Origin of the sequence: Pedobacter lithocola (genome assembly GCF_042650845.1) — a bacterium.
GTDB classification, from domain to species: domain Bacteria; phylum Bacteroidota; class Bacteroidia; order Sphingobacteriales; family Sphingobacteriaceae; genus Pedobacter; species Pedobacter lithocola.
On record NZ_JBHSBW010000004.1, the window covers coordinates 58,368 to 76,147 of the forward strand.

The 17,780-nt window shown below is 34.3% G+C and carries 17 protein-coding genes; 13 read left to right on the forward strand and 4 right to left on the reverse strand.

All coding sequences use genetic code 11. The features are described 5' to 3' along the window. Positions 1 to 6: 6 nt before the first annotated feature. Positions 7 to 591, reverse strand: coding sequence for a HupE/UreJ family protein (locus tag ACFOWA_RS02180; RefSeq protein ID WP_378981323.1), 585 nt, complete (start codon positions 589 to 591; stop codon positions 7 to 9). A 90-nt stretch (positions 592 to 681) separates the two neighbouring features. On the opposite strand from ACFOWA_RS02180, the gene ACFOWA_RS02185 reads away from it, so the two are divergent. The 9 genes from ACFOWA_RS02185 to ACFOWA_RS02225 all read left to right on the forward strand — a co-directional run bounded on the left by ACFOWA_RS02185 (position 682) and on the right by ACFOWA_RS02225 (position 8,619). Next, a complete protein-coding gene (locus tag ACFOWA_RS02185) occupies positions 682 to 1,194 on the forward strand; it encodes a DUF6702 family protein (RefSeq protein WP_378981325.1) in 513 nt (170 codons plus the stop codon). A gap of 65 nt (positions 1,195 to 1,259) precedes the next feature. Then, on the forward strand, positions 1,260 to 1,904 hold the full coding sequence (gene upp, locus ACFOWA_RS02190; protein ID WP_378981409.1) for a uracil phosphoribosyltransferase: 645 nt from the start codon (positions 1,260 to 1,262) through the stop codon (positions 1,902 to 1,904). A gap of 111 nt (positions 1,905 to 2,015) precedes the next feature. Then, positions 2,016 to 2,714, forward strand: coding sequence for a YjjG family noncanonical pyrimidine nucleotidase (locus ACFOWA_RS02195; RefSeq protein WP_378981411.1), 699 nt, complete (start codon positions 2,016 to 2,018; stop codon positions 2,712 to 2,714). Between the two features lie 21 nt (positions 2,715 to 2,735). Continuing rightward, a complete protein-coding gene (locus tag ACFOWA_RS02200) occupies positions 2,736 to 3,260 on the forward strand; it encodes a DinB family protein (RefSeq protein WP_378981327.1) in 525 nt (174 codons plus the stop codon). Between the two features lie 19 nt (positions 3,261 to 3,279). Continuing rightward, a complete protein-coding gene (locus tag ACFOWA_RS02205) occupies positions 3,280 to 4,599 on the forward strand; it encodes a flippase (RefSeq protein WP_378981329.1) in 1,320 nt (439 codons plus the stop codon). Further along, positions 4,596 to 5,243 carry an FkbM family methyltransferase gene (locus ACFOWA_RS02210; protein WP_378981331.1) on the forward strand — a complete coding sequence of 216 codons (648 nt, stop codon included), beginning with the start codon at positions 4,596 to 4,598 and terminating at the stop codon, positions 5,241 to 5,243. The genes ACFOWA_RS02205 and ACFOWA_RS02210 overlap by 4 nt, the downstream gene beginning before the upstream one ends. A gap of 17 nt (positions 5,244 to 5,260) precedes the next feature. Next, positions 5,261 to 6,022: a class I SAM-dependent methyltransferase gene (locus ACFOWA_RS02215; RefSeq protein ID WP_378981333.1), complete on the forward strand. Its 762-nt coding sequence runs from the start codon at positions 5,261 to 5,263 to the stop codon at positions 6,020 to 6,022. 206 nt (positions 6,023 to 6,228) lie between these two features. Beyond that, the gene (locus ACFOWA_RS02220) at positions 6,229 to 7,137 is read left to right on the forward strand and encodes a sugar transferase (protein WP_378981413.1); all 909 of its coding nucleotides are present in this window, start codon (positions 6,229 to 6,231) and stop codon (positions 7,135 to 7,137) included. A gap of 30 nt (positions 7,138 to 7,167) precedes the next feature. Further along, positions 7,168 to 8,619 (forward strand): alpha-L-fucosidase, encoded by a 1,452-nt coding sequence (locus ACFOWA_RS02225; RefSeq protein WP_378981335.1) that lies wholly within the window; start codon positions 7,168 to 7,170, stop codon positions 8,617 to 8,619. Position 8,620: 1 nt separating this feature from the next. Here ACFOWA_RS02225 and ACFOWA_RS02230 read toward each other — a convergent pair whose 3' ends face one another. Both ACFOWA_RS02230 and ACFOWA_RS02235 read right to left on the reverse strand, forming a co-directional pair. Then, positions 8,621 to 9,367, reverse strand: coding sequence for a class I SAM-dependent methyltransferase (locus ACFOWA_RS02230; protein ID WP_378981337.1), 747 nt, complete (start codon positions 9,365 to 9,367; stop codon positions 8,621 to 8,623). 137 nt (positions 9,368 to 9,504) lie between these two features. Continuing rightward, entirely contained in the window at positions 9,505 to 12,693 is a 3,189-nt protein-coding gene (locus ACFOWA_RS02235; protein WP_378981339.1) for a S41 family peptidase, read from the reverse strand. Between the two features lie 141 nt (positions 12,694 to 12,834). On the opposite strand from ACFOWA_RS02235, the gene ACFOWA_RS02240 reads away from it, so the two are divergent. The 4 genes from ACFOWA_RS02240 to ACFOWA_RS02255 all read left to right on the forward strand — a co-directional run bounded on the left by ACFOWA_RS02240 (position 12,835) and on the right by ACFOWA_RS02255 (position 16,401). Further along, on the forward strand, positions 12,835 to 14,106 hold the full coding sequence (locus tag ACFOWA_RS02240; RefSeq protein ID WP_378981341.1) for a glycosyltransferase family 4 protein: 1,272 nt from the start codon (positions 12,835 to 12,837) through the stop codon (positions 14,104 to 14,106). A gap of 1 nt (position 14,107) precedes the next feature. Further along, positions 14,108 to 14,950, forward strand: coding sequence for a PDDEXK nuclease domain-containing protein (locus tag ACFOWA_RS02245; RefSeq protein WP_378981343.1), 843 nt, complete (start codon positions 14,108 to 14,110; stop codon positions 14,948 to 14,950). A 1-nt stretch (position 14,951) separates the two neighbouring features. Then, positions 14,952 to 15,698 carry a glycosyltransferase family 2 protein gene (locus tag ACFOWA_RS02250; protein WP_378981345.1) on the forward strand — a complete coding sequence of 249 codons (747 nt, stop codon included), beginning with the start codon at positions 14,952 to 14,954 and terminating at the stop codon, positions 15,696 to 15,698. 142 nt (positions 15,699 to 15,840) lie between these two features. Then, positions 15,841 to 16,401, forward strand: coding sequence for a type 1 glutamine amidotransferase domain-containing protein (locus ACFOWA_RS02255; RefSeq protein ID WP_378981347.1), 561 nt, complete (start codon positions 15,841 to 15,843; stop codon positions 16,399 to 16,401). Positions 16,402 to 16,464: 63 nt separating this feature from the next. On the opposite strand, the gene ACFOWA_RS02260 is transcribed toward ACFOWA_RS02255, so the two are convergent. Then, complete coding sequence (locus ACFOWA_RS02260; RefSeq protein ID WP_378981349.1) at positions 16,465 to 17,508, reverse strand: hypothetical protein; 1,044 nt, start codon at positions 17,506 to 17,508, stop codon at positions 16,465 to 16,467. Positions 17,509 to 17,780: the final 272 nt, after the last annotated feature.

Below are 17,780 nucleotides of genomic sequence, written 5' to 3' on the forward strand. Positions count from 1 at the left end.
ATTCTATTAAAATGGGATTCTCTCTAAAGCCATTTTTAAAGCCAGGCTAAATACGGCTGCTGATATAAATAAAACCCAACTTGGGCGTTTTATCTTACTATAATTTAAAATTATAAATGTAGCAGCTAAAATTATAATAACTACAAAAATTTGTCCTGCTTCTAAACCAACATTAAAACCAAAAAGTCCCCAGCCAATATTTTGGTCTTTGGCTAACATCATTCGTATCGAGTTTGCGAAACCCATGCCATGTATTAAACCAAAAATCAATGCCAAATAGTAGTTTATTTTTATTGATTTTAAAGAAAAATCTTTAATAAACAAATTACTAACAGCGGTAAAAACAATGGTGCAAGGGATTAAAAACTCTACCCATTTACTTTCAAAGCGGATAACATCAGTTACACTTAAAAATAAAGTTAACGAATGCCCAATTGTAAAAGCTGTTACTAAAATTAAAACTTGCTTTAAATTGTGATAGCTATAAATGGCTACTAAAGCCAAAATGAACAATTGATGATCTAAAGCATCGGCGCTTATGATGTGTTCCCAACCTAATTTAAAGTAAAAGATAAAATCTTGTAACGGCATTATAATAAATTAGCTTTGTGAGCGAAGCTTTAGTATTTTTGATTGCATAAAATTAAAGTTTTAATTATAAAAAAGGCAAAATCGATATAAATGCATTTCTTAAATACCAAATTTGTTACCTTATTATTAGTTTTTGCGTTTATCAGTGGTACAAAAGCAGTAAAACATCCACTACATGTAAGTACGACTGAAGTAAATGTTAACGCAAAAGATAAAACACTCGAAATTAGCACGAAGGTATTTAGTGATGATTTTGAATCTGTTTTGGCAAAACTATACAAACAGAAAACAGATCTATCTAATCCGGCGCTTAAAACACAAATGGACGCTCTAATTAAGAAATATTTGTTATCTCATTTGCAGATTAAAACCAACGGCAAAGTTTTAGCTTTAAATTATATTGGTTTTGAGCAAGACCATGAAGCCATAAATATTTATCTAGAAGCAGAAAAAATTAGCGCACCAAAATCTATTGATGTAAGCAGTACGATCTTATACGATATGTTTGACGATCAAATGAGTATTGTACATGTAGTTAAGGGCGATGTAAGAAAAAGCACAAAAATTTTATATCCGGATAAAACATTTAAGGCAAGTTTTTAATTGATTATGAATAGTTACCATTTGGCTTAAAATGAAGTTAAAATATGCAGACTAAATTAAATATGATGACATTCGATTTAAGTAAGACAAAATCTATTGCCAATACTTTCATTGCCGAACTCCGTGATGAAAACATTCAAAAAGATTCTATGCGTTTCCGCAAAAACATGGAGCGATTGGGTGAGTTTTTTGCATTTGAAATCAGTAAATCGCTTAAATTCATCACCAAAGAGGTAACAACTCCCTTAGGAATTTCACAATGTGATGTTTTGGAAACACAACCCGTATTGGCTACAATTTTACGAGCCGGTCTACCACTACAGCAAGGCTTGCTAAATATTTTTGATAAGGCTGAGTGTTGCTTTATATCTGCTTACAGAAAAGTTAAAAAGAATGGCGATTTTGTTATTCAAATGGACTACATCTCAACGCCTGATTTAGATGGCAGGGTATTGATAATGGCAGACCCAATGCTAGCAACCGGGCAAAGTATGGTTATGTGTTGTAAAGAATTAATGAACCGATATAAGGTTGCAGAATTGCATATTGTAGCTGCTATTGCCAGCATAGAAGGCATTGCACATGTGAAAGCTAACCTGCCAAAAGCCAAACTGTGGCTTGGTGCAATTGATGAAGAAATGACTAGCAAGGCTTACATAGTGCCAGGTTTAGGTGATGCAGGAGATTTAGCTTATGGTGAAAAAATTTAAAAAGGATTATTTTAACAGAATTTTATAATGACCAAGATTTACTCATCATAAAATAATATCCAACCTAAACATTTCAACGTTTTAACCGTTCAATGTTTTAACTATTTAAAAATTTTGGAAAACAAAAAACACATTTTTTTCGACCTAGACCATACCATTTGGGATTTTGACCGTAATGCAGAAGAAACTTTAAATGAGTTGTACCGAGTTTACAATCTTCAGGAATTAGGATTAAAATCATGCGAAGAATTTATAAGCACATATACCGAAAATAACCACCAGCTTTGGGCAGATTATCACTTAGGAAAAATCACTAAAGATTTTTTAAGAGCTGAAAGATTCAATAAAACATTTCTCCAGCTAGGCATTCAGCCGGATGCCGTTCCGCACCAGTTTGAAGATGATTATGTTAGCATCTCACCTACTAAAACAAACTTGTTTGATGGAGCAGAAAACGTATTAAGTTACTTAAAAGAAAAATACACGCTTCACATTATATCGAACGGATTCAAAGAAACTACCTTAACCAAAATGGATCTTTCTGGATTAAATCCATATTTCAAAAATGTTATCATATCAGAAGATGTTGGTGCGAACAAACCTAATCCGGTTATCTTCGAACATGCATTAAATAAAGCCAAAGCAGCTAAAGAAGAAAGTATTATGATTGGTGATAGCTTAGAAGCCGATATATATGGTGCATTAAATTTTGGTATGGAAGCGATCTTTTTTAATCCCACCAAAAAAGAAAAACCTTTAGATGTTAAAAAAGAAATTATCCATTTAGAAGAGTTACTAACTTTATTCTAAGCTTATCTGCTATCTTTATTTATGAATTCGAGCAAAGTTAAAACTTCACTTCATCATATCATTGATGCCTATAAGGCAAAACTATCTTTATATCCTGATGATATTTTTCAAACAATGCCACCAATTAATGGCTGGAGTTACAGTGAAGTTTATGCTCATATCTTCGACTCTAGTTTACTTTCGCTATTAGCTTTAGAGAATGCTGCAAAAGGAAACGGAGAAAAACAGTCAACACATTTTGCAGTAAAACTGATTTTGTTTTTTGGATCTTTCCCGCCTGCAAAAAAATACAAAGTACCAAAAAGGCTTGCTGAGAGGGTGAAAAAGATAAGTAAAGCAGAAGCATTAGATTTTATTTTAGAATTTGAAAAGGCGCTAGATTTAACCTATCCTTTAATTGCTACGGCTAATTTGCATTCAAAAACAAAGCACCCAAGGTTAGGTTATTTAAATGCAAAACAATGGTTTAGATTTATCGAAATTCACTTAAAACATCATTTAAAGCAATTGATTCGCATAGAAAAGAGTTTTCAGCAAAGCGTTTAAATTTTACATCTTTGCTTTAATGAAATTACCCGCAATAAAAGGTTTTGATGAGGAAGCATTTAACAAGTATTTAAAAAATACGGGTTGGTTGATGTTTGGTAAAGGCCTTAGCTTAATTGTAAGTCTTTTAATAGCAAGGTACTTAGGACCGATTCTTTTTGGCGATTTAAATTTCGGATTATCACTGGTGGCAATTCTGGCCGCGGTGGGTGCTTTAGGGCTAGATACCTTTATCATCAGGGAAATTATTCAGGAGCCAAATCATAGAGATGAAATTTTAGGCACATCCTTATGGTTGCGAATTGCAACAAATGCAATTTTAATTCCGGTAGCAATAGGGATATATTTAATAAGCCATAATTTAAGCCCCAATCCTGGCGAACCTTTAACCCTATTGGTAGGATTGCTCGCCTTTGCATCCTTTTTCAAATCTTTTAATGTAATCGATGCATATTTTCAATCGCAGGTACAATCTAAATATGTAGTTCAGGTACAAAATATCAGCCTGATTGTAATATCATTAATCAAAGTTGCAATTATTACGCTTAAGCTGCCATTAATTTATATTGTATTTGCCTATGTTTTGGAAGGATTAATTTTAGCAGTTGGGCTAATAATCGTTTATCAAAAAAGAGGACTAAATATCTTTGACTGGCACTTTAACAAGCAAAGAGCTAAATCATTATTAATAAAATCATCTCCACTTATACTTTCTGCTGTAATGGTTTCCATTTACATGAAAATAGATGTAGTGATGCTTAAAAGCGTTGGCAGTAAAGCTGTTGGTATATATAGTTCTGCACAAAATTTAAGCGAGGCTTGGTATTTTATTCCGGTTGCAATTGTTACGTCAGTTTTCCCTGCGCTTTTGCACGCTCGAAAAACTGATTTAGAAAGGTATCAAAAGCGGCTTGGAAATTTGTATGATTTATTGGTTTATATAAGTTTACCTGTTGCGCTATTTATCAGTTTTTTTGGCTCTGCTATTATTCAATTTATCTATCAAGGAAAATATGAAGGCGCCGGACCAATGTTATCAATCCACATTTGGTCGGGTATTTTTGTGTTTTTAGGAAGCGCAAGTTCTCAATATTTAGTAGCCGAAGGGTTTACAAAAATTTCATTTTACAGAACTGCTGCTGGGGCCATAATTAATGTATTGTTGAATATATGGCTAATACCATTATACGGTGGCTTAGGGGCATCAATCGCCACACTAATCGCTTGCTTCATATCCACTTTTTATCTTTTATTAATCCCGAAAACCCGCCATCAAGGTATAATGATGTTAAAATCGTTATTTTTGGTGACGGCATTTCAAAAAATATTTAAACGTTGAGTACTCTAAAAGCATTAACAACACTAATTGCTAAGCCAAACAGGCTAAAGGCATTATTATCTTACGGACATAAAGGCTATTTAAACAGCATCGGCTGGTTTACTGCTTTCGATAAAAAACAGGCTGTAGATGGGAAAGGCAATGCGCTTCCCTGGGTAACCTATTCTTTTATCGACTTTATAAACTTTCGAATTAAAAAAAGCCATCATATTTTTGAATACGGCTCAGGAAATTCTACTCTTTTTTATGCAGAAAGAGCAGCTACAGTTACTGCAGTAGAGCATGATAAAGGTTGGTATGATAAAGTTAAAAATAGCAGTCCGGCAAATGCAGAAATGATTTTTTGCCATTTAGAACGAGATGGCGAGTATGCTAAAAAGGCAACTTTATTAGATAAAAAATTCGATATTATTATTGTTGACGGTCGCGATAGAGTAAACTGTTGCAAATACAGTGTAGATGCTTTATCAGCAAATGGAGTATTGGTTTTGGATGATAGTGAACGCCGCACATACCACCATGCAAGAATTTTTTTACAAGAGAAAGGATTTAAAGAGATCAGTTTCAGCGGAATTTCCCCAGGCTTGTTTTACGAAAAAGCAACATCCGTTTTTTACAAAGCAGATAACTGCTTAGGCATTTAAACTTCATACTGGATTTTATGATAAGCGAAGAAGTAAAAACAGCTTACGATAATTTTTACACCAATAGCGATGTAGCTTGGCGAATGCTTGGTGCAAAATATAAGGCTCAAAACATTATTGATGTATGCAAAAACATAAAACCAAAAAAGGTTCTGGAGGTAGGCGCAGGCGATGGAAGTATCCTTCATTTTCTGAATGAATGGCGCTTTGCACCCGAACTGAATGCTTTAGAAATAGCCCAAAGTGGTGTTGATATTATAAGAGACCGAAAATTATCACTGCTAAAAGAAGCACAAACATTTGATGGATATAAAATTCCTTATGAAGATGATGCCTTCGATTTAGTCATTCTTGCACATGTTTTGGAACACGTTGAACATGAAAGAATTTTACTGCGTGAGTTAAAAAGGGTTGCAAAATACATAGTTGTAGAAGTGCCTAAGGATTATCGTTTTGGTGTAGATTCGAGAATGAAACACTTTTTAGATTATGGGCACATTAACATGTACACACCAACTTCGCTTAGATTTTTACTACAAAGTGAAGGCTTAGAGATTTTAGAAGATAAAGTTTCTATGACGGCACCAGAAACTGTTAAATTTAATGAGTTTGTTAATAGAAAAGCACCTAAAACTTTTAGCAAAAATTTAAAAATTGAATTAGAATATCGAATAAAAAAAGCTTTAGGCAATTTTTTAGGTAGAAAAAAGCAAGAACAATTTGCTAATGCTTATACGGTTTTAACACAAAAATCGGATTCTAACCTACATATATTTTAAATTCACCATATAAGAAATGTAAGAAAATATAAGCTCATGTTTTATTAAGTCTCTATTCATAAAAACATCCATTTTAAGTTTGGTTTCAGGCTTATATGAATCTTATATTCCTTAAATGGTAAAGATCTAAGTTGCAATACCTCACTCAAATAGAAAAATATATTAAACTAGAAATTAGCAATTTCTTAAATGGTAAAGAACCTAACATGCAAAACCTTGCTCCTATAGCACTATTTGTTTACAATCGTCCGAAACATACCGAACGAACAATTAAGTTTTTGCAGCAGAACAATCTTGCAGCAGAAAGTAGATTGTTTATTTTTTCTGATGGAGCTAAAACCAAGCAGGATGAAGAAAAAGTTGCGGAGGTTAGGGCTATTATCAATAAAACTGATGGCTTTAAATCTGTTAAGGTTATTGAACGCAAAACAAATGCTGGTTTAGCAAACTCGGTTATTGCAGGCGTTACCCAATTAATAAACGACTATGGAAAAGTAATTGTTTTTGAAGATGATTTAGTTACTTCCCCGCATACCTTAACCTATTTTAATGAAGGTTTAACTCGTTACGCAAACGATGAGAAAGTGATGCATATCGGTGCATACATGTATCCATTAAAACACGAAGAACTTCCAGAAACATTTTTTTATAGAGCAGCAACAAGTTGGGGCTGGGCTACCTGGGCAAGAGCCTGGAAAAATTTTGAACCGGATATTGATACCTTGATAAAGCAATTTGACGGGAAGAAAAAATCAGCCTTTGCTATAGATAATACCATGAATTTTTGGAAACAGATGCAGGAATTCAAAAGTGGCAAAAATAATAGCTGGGCAATCCGCTGGTATGCTTCAATTTTTTTAAAAGGTGGTTTAACGCTAAATCCTTCGCAATCCTTGGTTAATAATATTGGCCATGATGGTACTGGCGTTCATTCGGGCATTAACGATATTTATAATGTTATCATCAACCCTAAACCAATAACCGAATTTCCTGCTGTAATTGAAGAAAATCTTGAGGCTTATCAAACCATAAAAAAATTCTTATCTAATCGTAAGGGAAATCTTTGGGAAAGAATTAAGCGGTTTATTAAGGAGAAAATTAATAAACAAACATAATTTATTATCCTTGTATTTACATTCCCAATTATGAAATTCCTAACTATCCTACTTCTTTCATTTGCTACACTAACAAATGCCCAAAAAGCGCCAGAGCCCTATGGAGCGTTACCATCAAAAAGGCAATTAGCATGGCACGATATTGAAGTTTATGGATTGATACATTTTACACCAACAACTTTCGAAAATAAAGAATGGGGGTTTGGTGATGCTGACCCGAAAACCTTCAATCCGACAGATTTTAATGCCGAGCAGATTATTAGCGCAGCAAAAGCCGGTGGCTTAAAAGGAATTATATTGGTTGCAAAACACCATGATGGCTTTGCATTATGGCCTACTAAAACAACTGAATATAATATTTCTAAAAGCCCATTCAGGAATGGACAAGGTGATTTGGTTAAAGAAATTGAGCAAGCTACCAGAAAGAATGGTTTAAGTTTTGGCGTTTATTGTTCTCCATGGGATAGAAATAATGCCAATTATGGTACTTCGAAATATTTAGCCATTTATCAGGCACAGCTTAAAGAGCTTTATAGCAATTACGGTGAGCTTTTTATGAGTTGGCATGATGGTGCAAATGGCGGAGATGGTTATTACGGAGGCGCCAAAGAGAAGCGTTCTATTGATAATACAACCTATTACGATTGGAATAACACATGGGGCATCACCAGAAAAATGCAGCCTATGGCAAATATTTTCAGTGATATTGGGTTAGATATTCGTTGGGTTGGTAGTGAAGATGGAACCGCAGCAGAAACCAGCTGGGCAACTTTTACACCCCTTCCTCCTGAAGGAAAAAATGTGGCTGTTCCGGGGCAGGCAAACTATCCACAAAGCCCAATGGGTATTAGAAATGGGAAATATTGGATGCCTGCGGAATGTGATGTACCGCTAAGAAAAGGCTGGTTTTATCATCCTACAGAAAAACCAAAAACGCCGGAAACCTTGTTTGATTTATACTTGCAAAGCGTTGGCCATGGCGCTGGTTTAGATTTAGGTTTAGCGCCTGATACCCGCGGACAATTGCATGAAGACGATGTAGCATCTTTAAAAGTATTCGGTGATATGGTTAAACATACCTTTGCAAATAATTTAGCTGTGAAAGCAACTGTAAAGGCTAATAATATTCGAGGTAACGCTTTTGGTGTTGCTAAACTTTTAGATAATAATAAGCAGACTTATTGGGCAACAGCAGATAATATCCACACGGCGAAATTAGAGTTAGATTTAAAGACTGCTAAAACTTTCGACATCATCAGCCTGCAGGAATACATTCCTTTAGGACAAAGAATAGAGGAATTTAATATCGAGGTTTTCGAAAATAATGAGTGGAAGAAAATATACGATGGAACAAGTGTTGGCGCTAAGCGATTAATCAAATTGGATAAGCCCGTTACAACTTCAAAAATTAGATTAAACATTACAAAATCGCCGGTTTGTATTACGCTAAGCGAATTCGGGATTTATAAAAAGACACCGTAATTTATTTTCGTGCTTCTAAAATAATATATGGCGACAAGCTTTTGCTTTCGAAAGGAATAACCTTTGTAAAAACTTTTCCGCTAAGCCATACAAGTTTTTTGAATAAGCGAACACCTGTTGATTTTTGAGATTCATTTTCTAACCAAACACTAAACTTACCAAAATAACCAGCCTTTACTTCTTTTAAGCCAGCTTTTTCGCAAATTGACTTCAGTAACTCAGGGTTCATGCTATCAATGTTGTGTTTATCGTAATTTTCTTTGTCGAAGTTTTTTTGAAACCATCCGTTAACAGCTTTGAAATTTGGCAAGGTAATGAACAAAGTTCCACCTGGTTTTACGAAAGCAATGTGGCGGTTAATGATATCAGCAGTATCGGTAAAATGTTCTATTAAACCACAACTTAATACCAAATCGTATTGCTGTGTTGGTGTATAATTAAACAAATCAGTTTCAATAATATGAATGTCGGCATCAGTTAAATCGTTCTTTTCCAATAATTCTTTTACAACCGGAGGATGAACGAAATAATCTAAAAGCGTAACATCCAGCTTAAAATATTTCTTTAAAAAAATAGCATAATAGCCCGGAAAACCACCAAGCTCGATTGCAGTTTTTACATTATCTTTTTTAATAATATCTGCAAGTTGGTTATGAAATAAATAATCAGCAGGAAGTTTAACAGCAAGACCTTTTTTACTTTCCCAATAATTTACCCAAAATGCTCTGTCGGTTAATAAGTTTGCCATTTTTACATTAATTCAAAGTCGCAAAGAAACGGAAAAGAATAAGAAAATCGAAAGTTAAGATTGACGAATTGTTTTATTGCTGAATTGTTTCCGATAAATTTTACAAAACATAACAATCCAGCAATTTATCAAATACATTATTTCAAATCCTTCAATATCTCGGCAACTGCTTTTTCCAATTGCGGGTCTTTATCGGCTAGCCTATCTTCAAAAGTGTTTTTAACGAAAATGTCTGGTTTTACGCCTTCTTTTTCAATGTTTTTCCCATCCATAGTGTAACAACCCCAAGAAGGTAAACGATAAGAAGAACCATCTACCAAGCCTTTAGCAGATGTAAATATTATCCAACGGTAGGTTTCTGTACCAATAATTTTGCCCAGCTTCAGTTGTTTAAACCCCGCAGCTGTCATCTCTGCATCGCTTAAAGATTGTTCATTAACCAATAAAACAATTGGCTTAACCGCCGGACCAAAATTACTTTGAGGTGCCAATTTACCACCGCGGTATTTCCATTTTAAATAAGGTTTTTGAGATAGGAATTTCAAAACGGCATCATGTACATTACCACCTGTATTGTAGCGTAAATCTAAAATTATGGCATCTTTATTTTCTTCTTGCTCAACCATATCTAACATAAAACGTTCAAGCTCACCAGCTCCCATGTTTTTCATATAAGAATAGGCGATTCGATTGTTACCCCATTTATCTACATTTTGACGATTTTTGGCAATCCACTCATCGTATAAATTAGTTTTTAACGCTCCAGAACTTTGAGGATGAATGTTTACGAATATTTCCTTCCCACCGCGAGTAAATGTTAAATTCATTTCCTTATCTAAGGATGGTTTGCTGAAATAAAAATCGCGATCTAATTTATCATCTACTTGTGTTCCATTAACAGCAGTTAAAACATCGCCGGGAAGAATATTTACAGTACCATAAGATGCATTACTTTTAGCAATAATTCGCTCTACCTTATATGGATTTTCGTTGTCAAACATAATTCCGGTTTGGTTGGTAATGTAGTTTAGGCTTTTACGCTCTTCGGCTCCAAAACTGTTAAAACCCATGTGCGATGAATTAAGTTCACCCAACATATCATTTAATAAAAGCCTTAAATCGCTCCTATTATTTACGTAAGGTAAATAAGTCGAATATCGGGCTTTCATTTTTTCCCAATCTACACCATGAAAGTTTTCATCATAGAAGTTTTCATCCAGACCAACCCAGGTTTCGTAAAACATTTGGTTAAACTCTGCATTTAAATTACGAGCGAACTTATATACATGGTCTATTTTATCCAATTTATTGCCATCAAGATTGTATTTACTTATTACACCACCGGCAAGTGCAAAAAATTTATCACCCGCCTGAACAAGGCTATACTCTTCACCATCACCAACTTTTTCTGTCTTATTTGCCTCAAATGGCTCGATAACGGTACGATAAATCCCAAACTTTCCACCTTCATGGTTGGAAGAATAGAATACATATGTTTTATCGCCTTTGGCAAAAACATCCGTTCCAAACTGGGAGCCAAACGCCGGGCTAACTAATTCTATTCTATCTAAAATATTTTGAGTGTTTATGGTGATAACACTAGCTGGTTTCGGTGTTGGCTTAACTTCAGTTTTCTTCTTTGCACTGTCTGTTGTTTTTGTATTTTTTTTATCGATTACAGGTTTTACATCTTTTGGCTCGGGTGCAGTTTCTTTAAATAAATCATCAAACTTATCAGAACGATAAGGCGCATCATAATTATTCAGTGCCATACGGTAAATATGAACGTTATCACTTCCTGATGGGTATGCTGGTTCTGTTCGGGCGCTTGTAAAGTAAATGTATTTTCCATCTGGCGACCATGCTACACCAGTTTCAGTTACTCCAGTATTGGTAAGATTAATGGTTTTATTGGCTTTAATGCTATGTACTAAAATATCCTGCTCAAAATTTCTGTAAGCTGTAAATAGTACATATTCATCATTTGGAGAGAAACTTGGGGTAGAATTTTGAATTGCCCAAAATTCATCGGTTACAATTGTTTTACTTTCTAAAGTTTTCAAATCCAATAGCTTTAGCTCATTTCTTCCGCTCAAATAAACACCCATTGTTTTTGTTTTATTCAGCGTAATATCTCTATTGTTTGCTTTGTCTTTAGTAATTTGTTTAATGGTTCCTTTCCCATCACCTGTTATGGTAAACCAGTTTTGATAACCATTCCATGTTTGAGAAAACAGAATTGTTTTATTATCGGCAAGCCATTTGCACTGCAAGGCTCTTTCGCCACTATTGGTAATTTTGCGTATAAATTTACCATCAGCATCGCTAACAAATAATTCTCCCCGCGAAATAAAGGCAATTTTTTTCCCGTCTGGCGCTACATCAAAAGCAGAAATATTGCCTTTTACATCGTATTCTTGTGCCTTAGTTAAAACCTGGTTTCTCGAGGTAGAAATATTAACCTTCTCTGTTTTCTTGGTAGCAACGTTATAGGTGTAAAGCTGGTAATCCTTTTCAAAAACAACAGTAGAACCATTTGCCGCTATAAATGGCCGTTTTATAGATGTATCAAAATTGGTTAGGCTGGTTTTCTTCCCTCCTAAAAAAGTATATAGATTGTATTCTTCATTGCCTTCATCAGAAACAAAATACACATTGCCTTTCGCATCTACGGTAGTCCAAAAATCTTTTCCAATGTAATTTGTGTATTGTTTATAAGCCTTTGTTTTAGGATTATAAGATTGAATATCAGGATTATATGCCCCTTTATAATGCTTTCTATTCGCAAATCGATAGCTTTCCCAAGTATCGTTAAAAAACAATTCACCATTTGGTGCTTCTGCAATATGATGCGTAGTGTTAAAATAATTTTCAAAAAGCCGTATTGCAGTGCCACCATTTATGCCAACTTTATAACTCGAAAATGAATTAAATCTACCCGAGGTAAAATAAATGGTTTTAGAATCCCAACTCCAATTATCCACTTCATCACTGGCATCATTAAAAGTAAGTTGCTTTATATCTCCTCCTGTTACAGGCATAATATACACATCGTAGTTTCCATATTGATTGGATGAAAACGCCATCCATCTACCATCTGGCGATATTTTTGGATTTATTTCTTCGCCTTGCATTGCGGTAATTCTTGATGCCAAACCTCCATTTACCGGAACTTTCCAGATATCACCATCGTAACTGAATACTATTGTTTGTGCATCGGGCGTTAATGCTGGGTAGGCTGCAAAGTAAGTTTGACCTTGAGCCAAAGAAATGAGTGGCAACGAAAACGCCATTGCCAATAGCGATTTAAATAGGGTTTTGATCATGATTTTGTTTGTTTGGCTTTGGAAAGATGAACTCAATTGTAAGATTGAGTACACTCCCAATAAAAAAAGCGATAAATAATAAGATGAAAATACAAAACAGATTTTATATTCGTAAACAATAAAATGTATTTTTGAATTGATTTGAAGATATTACACTTAAATACTTACGATGGAAACGGTGGCGCAGGAAGAGCATGTTTGCGACTTAGCGATGCACTTAATGCAAGGGGAATTGACTCGAAGGTTCTGGTGTATTATAAACTCGGACAAAACCCAAAAATTGATACCTTAAGCAAATCGCCTTTTCAAAAAGCGTTGGCTGTATATAATATTTTTTCTGAAAGATATTATGCTAAATGGTTAAGCAAATCGGTAAAAACTCCATTTAGTTTACAATGGTTTGGTCGCTCTATAAAGAACCATCCAGAGGTTAAAAATGCAGATATTATTCATTTACATTGGGTTTATCACGGCTTTTTAACCCCAAAATTTTTGGCAGAATTAGATGAACTGGAAAAGCCTATTGTTTGGACTTTTCATGATAGCAATGCCTTTACAGGTGGCTGCCACGTACGTTATGACTGCGAAAACTTTCACCAACAATGTGGTAATTGCCCCATTTTAAAGATTAGTGGCGATAATGATGTTTCGCACAAAACTTGGTTAAGAAAACAAAAAGCCTATACTCAGTTAAACTTCCAAATTGTAGCACCAAGCAATTGGATGGCCAGTTCGATTAAGTTTAGTAGCCTATTAGGTACCAGGAAAGTAAGTGTAATTCCAAATACCATCGAAACCAACATTTTTAAACCTTATGTAAAGAGTGAGGCGAAGAAAATTCTTAAAATTGTTCCAGAAAAATTTGTTTTGATGAGTGGCTTTATGCCCTCCAAAAACGATAAACATAAAGGAACACCTTATTTACTAGAAGCGCTGGAGATTTTATCAAGACGAAAAGGAATAAATAAGGAGCAAATAGAACTGGTAATTTTCGGGAACAAAGAAAATGCAGAAATGCCCGAATTTCCATTTAAAACAACTTTTTTAGGCACAATAGACAAAGATGAACATTTGGCCAAATGCTACTCCGCCGCTGACGCTTTCATAACACCCTCGTTAGAAGATAATTTACCTAATACTGTTATGGAAAGCCTTGCTTGTGCTACGCCAGTTATTGCTTTTACAACAGGTGGCATCCCAGATATGGTTAAGCATTTAGAAAATGGTTATTTAGCAGCTTACAAAAATGCTGATGATTTAGCCAACGGGATAGAATGGCTATACCATCGTCCACATAAGGAGGAAGTGCAAAAAGCTGCCAGATTAGGCATTTTGAATGAATTTTCTGAAAAAGTTATTGCCGCAGAGCATATTCATTTGTATAAAACATTGATTGATTTGCAACCGAAGTAGAATGGAACTATCTAAAAGCCATCTCGAAAATATCAAGGCCTTAAAATCAGCAATTTTACAGAGTCGCTATAGGGCTGCATCTCTTGTTAACAAAGAACTTTTAACCCTTTACTTTGCTATAGGTAAATTTATTTCTCATAAAATCAAAGAAGAAAAGTGGGGAGCAAAAGTTATCGAAAATCTTTCAGCTGATTTACAATTAGAATTACCTGGCTTAAGAGGTTTTTCTTCAACTAATATTAAGCGAATGAGACTCTTTTTTGAATCTTGGGAAGAACAAACTCAAATTAGACCAACATTGTCGGACCAATTACAAACAATTGATTTAGAAGAGATTACATTTAGACCAACAGTGTCGGCCAAATTGGAGAAATCATTTTTTGGATTAAGTTTTTCGCATCATTTAGAAATTATACAGGGAACTCAGAAAATAGAGGAAAAGATATTTTATATTCAAAAAACAGCATCAAAATTTTGGAGTTTAAGCACGCTAAAAAATCATTTAAATAACCAAACTTTTCAAAAAACGGGCAGCTTGCCTAATAACTATTTCAAAACTATAACCAATGATGAAGTAAGGCAAAAAGCATTACAATCGTTAAAGGATGAATACCTACTGGATTTTATCAATATCGAAGATAATGAATATGTAAAACAGCCACATGAACGGGCATCAATTGGAATTATCCTTTGTAAGGAAAAGAAAAATAAGATAGTCGAATTTTCTTTCAAAGATTTTAACAAGGCGATGGGTGTTTCTACATATAAAACAAGTACAGTTTTGCCAACAGCATACAAGGGCGTTTTACCTGATGCCGAAACGCTTAAAAAACTAATGGATTAGCATGCCTAAATTAACCATCATCACCATTGTGTACAATAACGTTCGAGACATTGAACGAACAATTAAATCCATTGTAAATCAAACTTTTAAAGATATTGAGTATTTGGTTATCGATGGTGCATCTACAGATGGTACATTAGCGGTTATTCAAAAATATAAAAGTCAAATTTCGAAGATTGTTTCAGAGCCTGATAAAGGAATATACGACGCAATGAATAAAGGATTGGCTTTAGCCACAGGCGATTATATTTTATTTATGAATTCTGGTGATGAAATTTATGATGAGCATACTGTGGAAGAAGTATTTGAATCATCTCCAGGTGCCGATATTTATTATGGCGAAACAGAAATGTACAATGATAAATGGGAGAGTTTGGGCCGAAGACGACATGAGGCACCTGAATCTTTCGATTGGAAAAGCTTTAGGTATGGAATGAGTGTTAGCCACCAAGCGATTTACATTAAAAAAAGCATTACCACAGCTTACGATTTACAGTACAAATACAGTTCGGATATTGATTGGATAATCAAAGCGGCTAAAAAATCATCAAATATTGTTAATGTACATAGGTATGTTGCCAAATATTTAGTTGGCGGCATGAGCAAAAAGAAACATCGCGAAAGCCTGAAAGAACGCTTTCAAATTTTTACAAAATATTATGGTTTAGTACCCAATATTCTAAATCACATCATCATTGCCGGAAATTTGGCTTTCTATTTTTTGAAAAATAGAAGAACAAATGATTAACTGTAAGGCATAGCGGAAATAGCACTTTTAAGATAGTACCAAAAGTTAATCTGACCACCTGTAGCCACCAAAACCAAACTTCTAAAACAATAATTTCTTAATTCTGTATTTAGATATATCACCTATTTAAAAATAAAGAATTATGGGACAATTAAGTAATCGCAACATAGCTGTACTTTCAGAAGATGGATTTGAAGAAGTAGAATTAACTGAACCAGTAAAAAGGTTAAAAGAAGAAGGTGCAACTGTACATATCATTTCATCAAAAAGCGGAAAAATTAAAGCTTGGGATGAAGACCATTGGTCGATAGAGGTTGATATAGATAAAACCATTACCGAAGCAAATGCTGATGACTATGATGGTTTATTGTTACCTGGCGGAGTAATTAATCCAGATAAATTACGTGTTAATGAAGATGCCATTGCATTTGTAAAAGCGTTTTTTGAAGCCGGTAAACCTGTGGCAGCAATTTGCCACGGACCACAGACTTTAATTAGTGCAGGTGTTGTTGATGGAAGAAAACTAACATCGGTAAAAAACATTGCGCAAGATTTAATTAATGCTGGAGCAAACTGGTCGGATGAAGAAGTTGTTGTAGACCAAGGTTTAGTTACCAGTCGTACACCGAAAGATTTACCTGCGTTTAATGATAAAATTGTAGAGGAATTTGCCGAAGGCGTACATGATGGGCAGCATGCATAAATGCGCTCATCGCTCTCCTAAGTTATTCAAAGGCGGCTGGTTTTTATCAAACCAGCCGTTTTTTTATAATTTAACCTGTCTAATAATATTTTTAATATTTAGTTCGATAATATCTGTCATTGTTTTACACCTTAGATAATTATTATCTTTAAAGTAATCAGACATTGATTGTTTAAGTAAAGCGATATTTTCTGGCGTTGTTAAAGCTTCTTTATTTGATACATCACGTAAATCAGTTAAACGATGACGCTCACTCCTAACCCGATGTACTATCGATGAACGTTCTTCTTGTTGGTATTGTAATACAGTTTTTTCCGTAAGCTGCTCCATACTCATTTTTACGTATGGCAAATTCTCTTTAAAAAACTGAGGTAAATAAACCTTTAGGTTTCCTTCGTAAAATTGCTGATCAAAATCTATCGCCCTGATTCTAAATTGTATATCATCAAAATCTGGTGTAATTTGAACAACGAAATTATATGCTCTCATATCACCCAAAAGCATAATTAAACAACGTTCGTTAAATTTTACAAACTCTTTTGCAATACGAGTTGGGTTAAATTCTGGCGTATATAACTGCCCCTTTGTAAAAACATCACCAGGAATTCCGGCAATGTGCTCTTCAACCAAAGTTTCTCCATCTACCAAATAATTAACTTGGTTTGGAGATAAAATTTCTTCTAACTCTAAACCATAAATTCTAGATGCGTCAGCCTTTTTAATATAGAAATAATCATAAACATCGTTCAATCGGTTAACAATTCTAATACGAAATGGATGTGTGTTTCCAAACGTACAATATTCAATTTTATCGATGTATTTGTGCTCAACAATACGCAAATTTCCCGAAGCCTTTAAATTTGCATAAATCTCCTTCAAGCCCTTATGCAAATTGTCAATTAAATCTTGTGCATAAATTGGTCCTTCCCATAACGAATCTTTTCCAAACTTATCCATTAAAGGAAAGGCTTCATTAAACTGCATTAAATCATTATACGAAATTGGCAATTTTGCATCACGCTGATATAAACGCAAATACTTTTGTAGCGCAGGCGTAACCGGAAAAATCGGTTTTTTCTTTAGAATTTTTACGTCTTCTTGTTCCATTAATGAACAATGTAGCATTTTAATAATTTAACCGCAAAGATTTTTAAGATAAGCGCAAAGTACGCAAAGCCGGATGCAACCTTATATTTCCTGTGGGAAGAACTTTGTATTTATAGCGTTGAAAATTTCTAATTCTGGATATTTTTAAACATTTATAAAGTGCAGCTATAACCGGAAAAATCATTCTTTTTACTTTAGGATTTTTTTGTCAAGATAGTATTTTATCCTTTTTACCACAAAGTTTGCTGAGGAAACCTAGAAGCAAAATAATA

Bases quoted from the DNA above. Each gene is read 5' to 3' on its own strand.
- ACFOWA_RS02215 (WP_378981333.1), top strand. From the start codon at position 5,261: ATGATAAGCGAAGAAGTAAAAACAGCTTACGATAATTTTTACACCAAT.
- ACFOWA_RS02225 (WP_378981335.1), top strand. From the start codon at position 7,168: ATGAAATTCCTAACTATCCTACTTCTTTCATTTGCTACACTAACAAAT.
- ACFOWA_RS02205 (WP_378981329.1), top strand. From the start codon at position 3,280: ATGAAATTACCCGCAATAAAAGGTTTTGATGAGGAAGCATTTAACAAG.
- ACFOWA_RS02260 (WP_378981349.1), bottom strand. From the start codon at position 17,508: ATGGAACAAGAAGACGTAAAAATTCTAAAGAAAAAACCGATTTTTCCG.
- ACFOWA_RS02250 (WP_378981345.1), top strand. From the start codon at position 14,952: ATGCCTAAATTAACCATCATCACCATTGTGTACAATAACGTTCGAGAC.
- ACFOWA_RS02185 (WP_378981325.1), top strand. From the start codon at position 682: ATGCATTTCTTAAATACCAAATTTGTTACCTTATTATTAGTTTTTGCG.
- ACFOWA_RS02180 (WP_378981323.1), bottom strand. From the start codon at position 591: ATGCCGTTACAAGATTTTATCTTTTACTTTAAATTAGGTTGGGAACAC.
- ACFOWA_RS02220 (WP_378981413.1), top strand. From the start codon at position 6,229: ATGCAAAACCTTGCTCCTATAGCACTATTTGTTTACAATCGTCCGAAA.
- ACFOWA_RS02230 (WP_378981337.1), bottom strand. From the start codon at position 9,367: ATGGCAAACTTATTAACCGACAGAGCATTTTGGGTAAATTATTGGGAA.
- upp (WP_378981409.1), top strand. From the start codon at position 1,260: ATGACATTCGATTTAAGTAAGACAAAATCTATTGCCAATACTTTCATT.
- ACFOWA_RS02235 (WP_378981339.1), bottom strand. From the start codon at position 12,693: ATGATCAAAACCCTATTTAAATCGCTATTGGCAATGGCGTTTTCGTTG.
- ACFOWA_RS02255 (WP_378981347.1), top strand. From the start codon at position 15,841: ATGGGACAATTAAGTAATCGCAACATAGCTGTACTTTCAGAAGATGGA.
- ACFOWA_RS02245 (WP_378981343.1), top strand. From the start codon at position 14,108: ATGGAACTATCTAAAAGCCATCTCGAAAATATCAAGGCCTTAAAATCA.
- ACFOWA_RS02200 (WP_378981327.1), top strand. From the start codon at position 2,736: ATGAATTCGAGCAAAGTTAAAACTTCACTTCATCATATCATTGATGCC.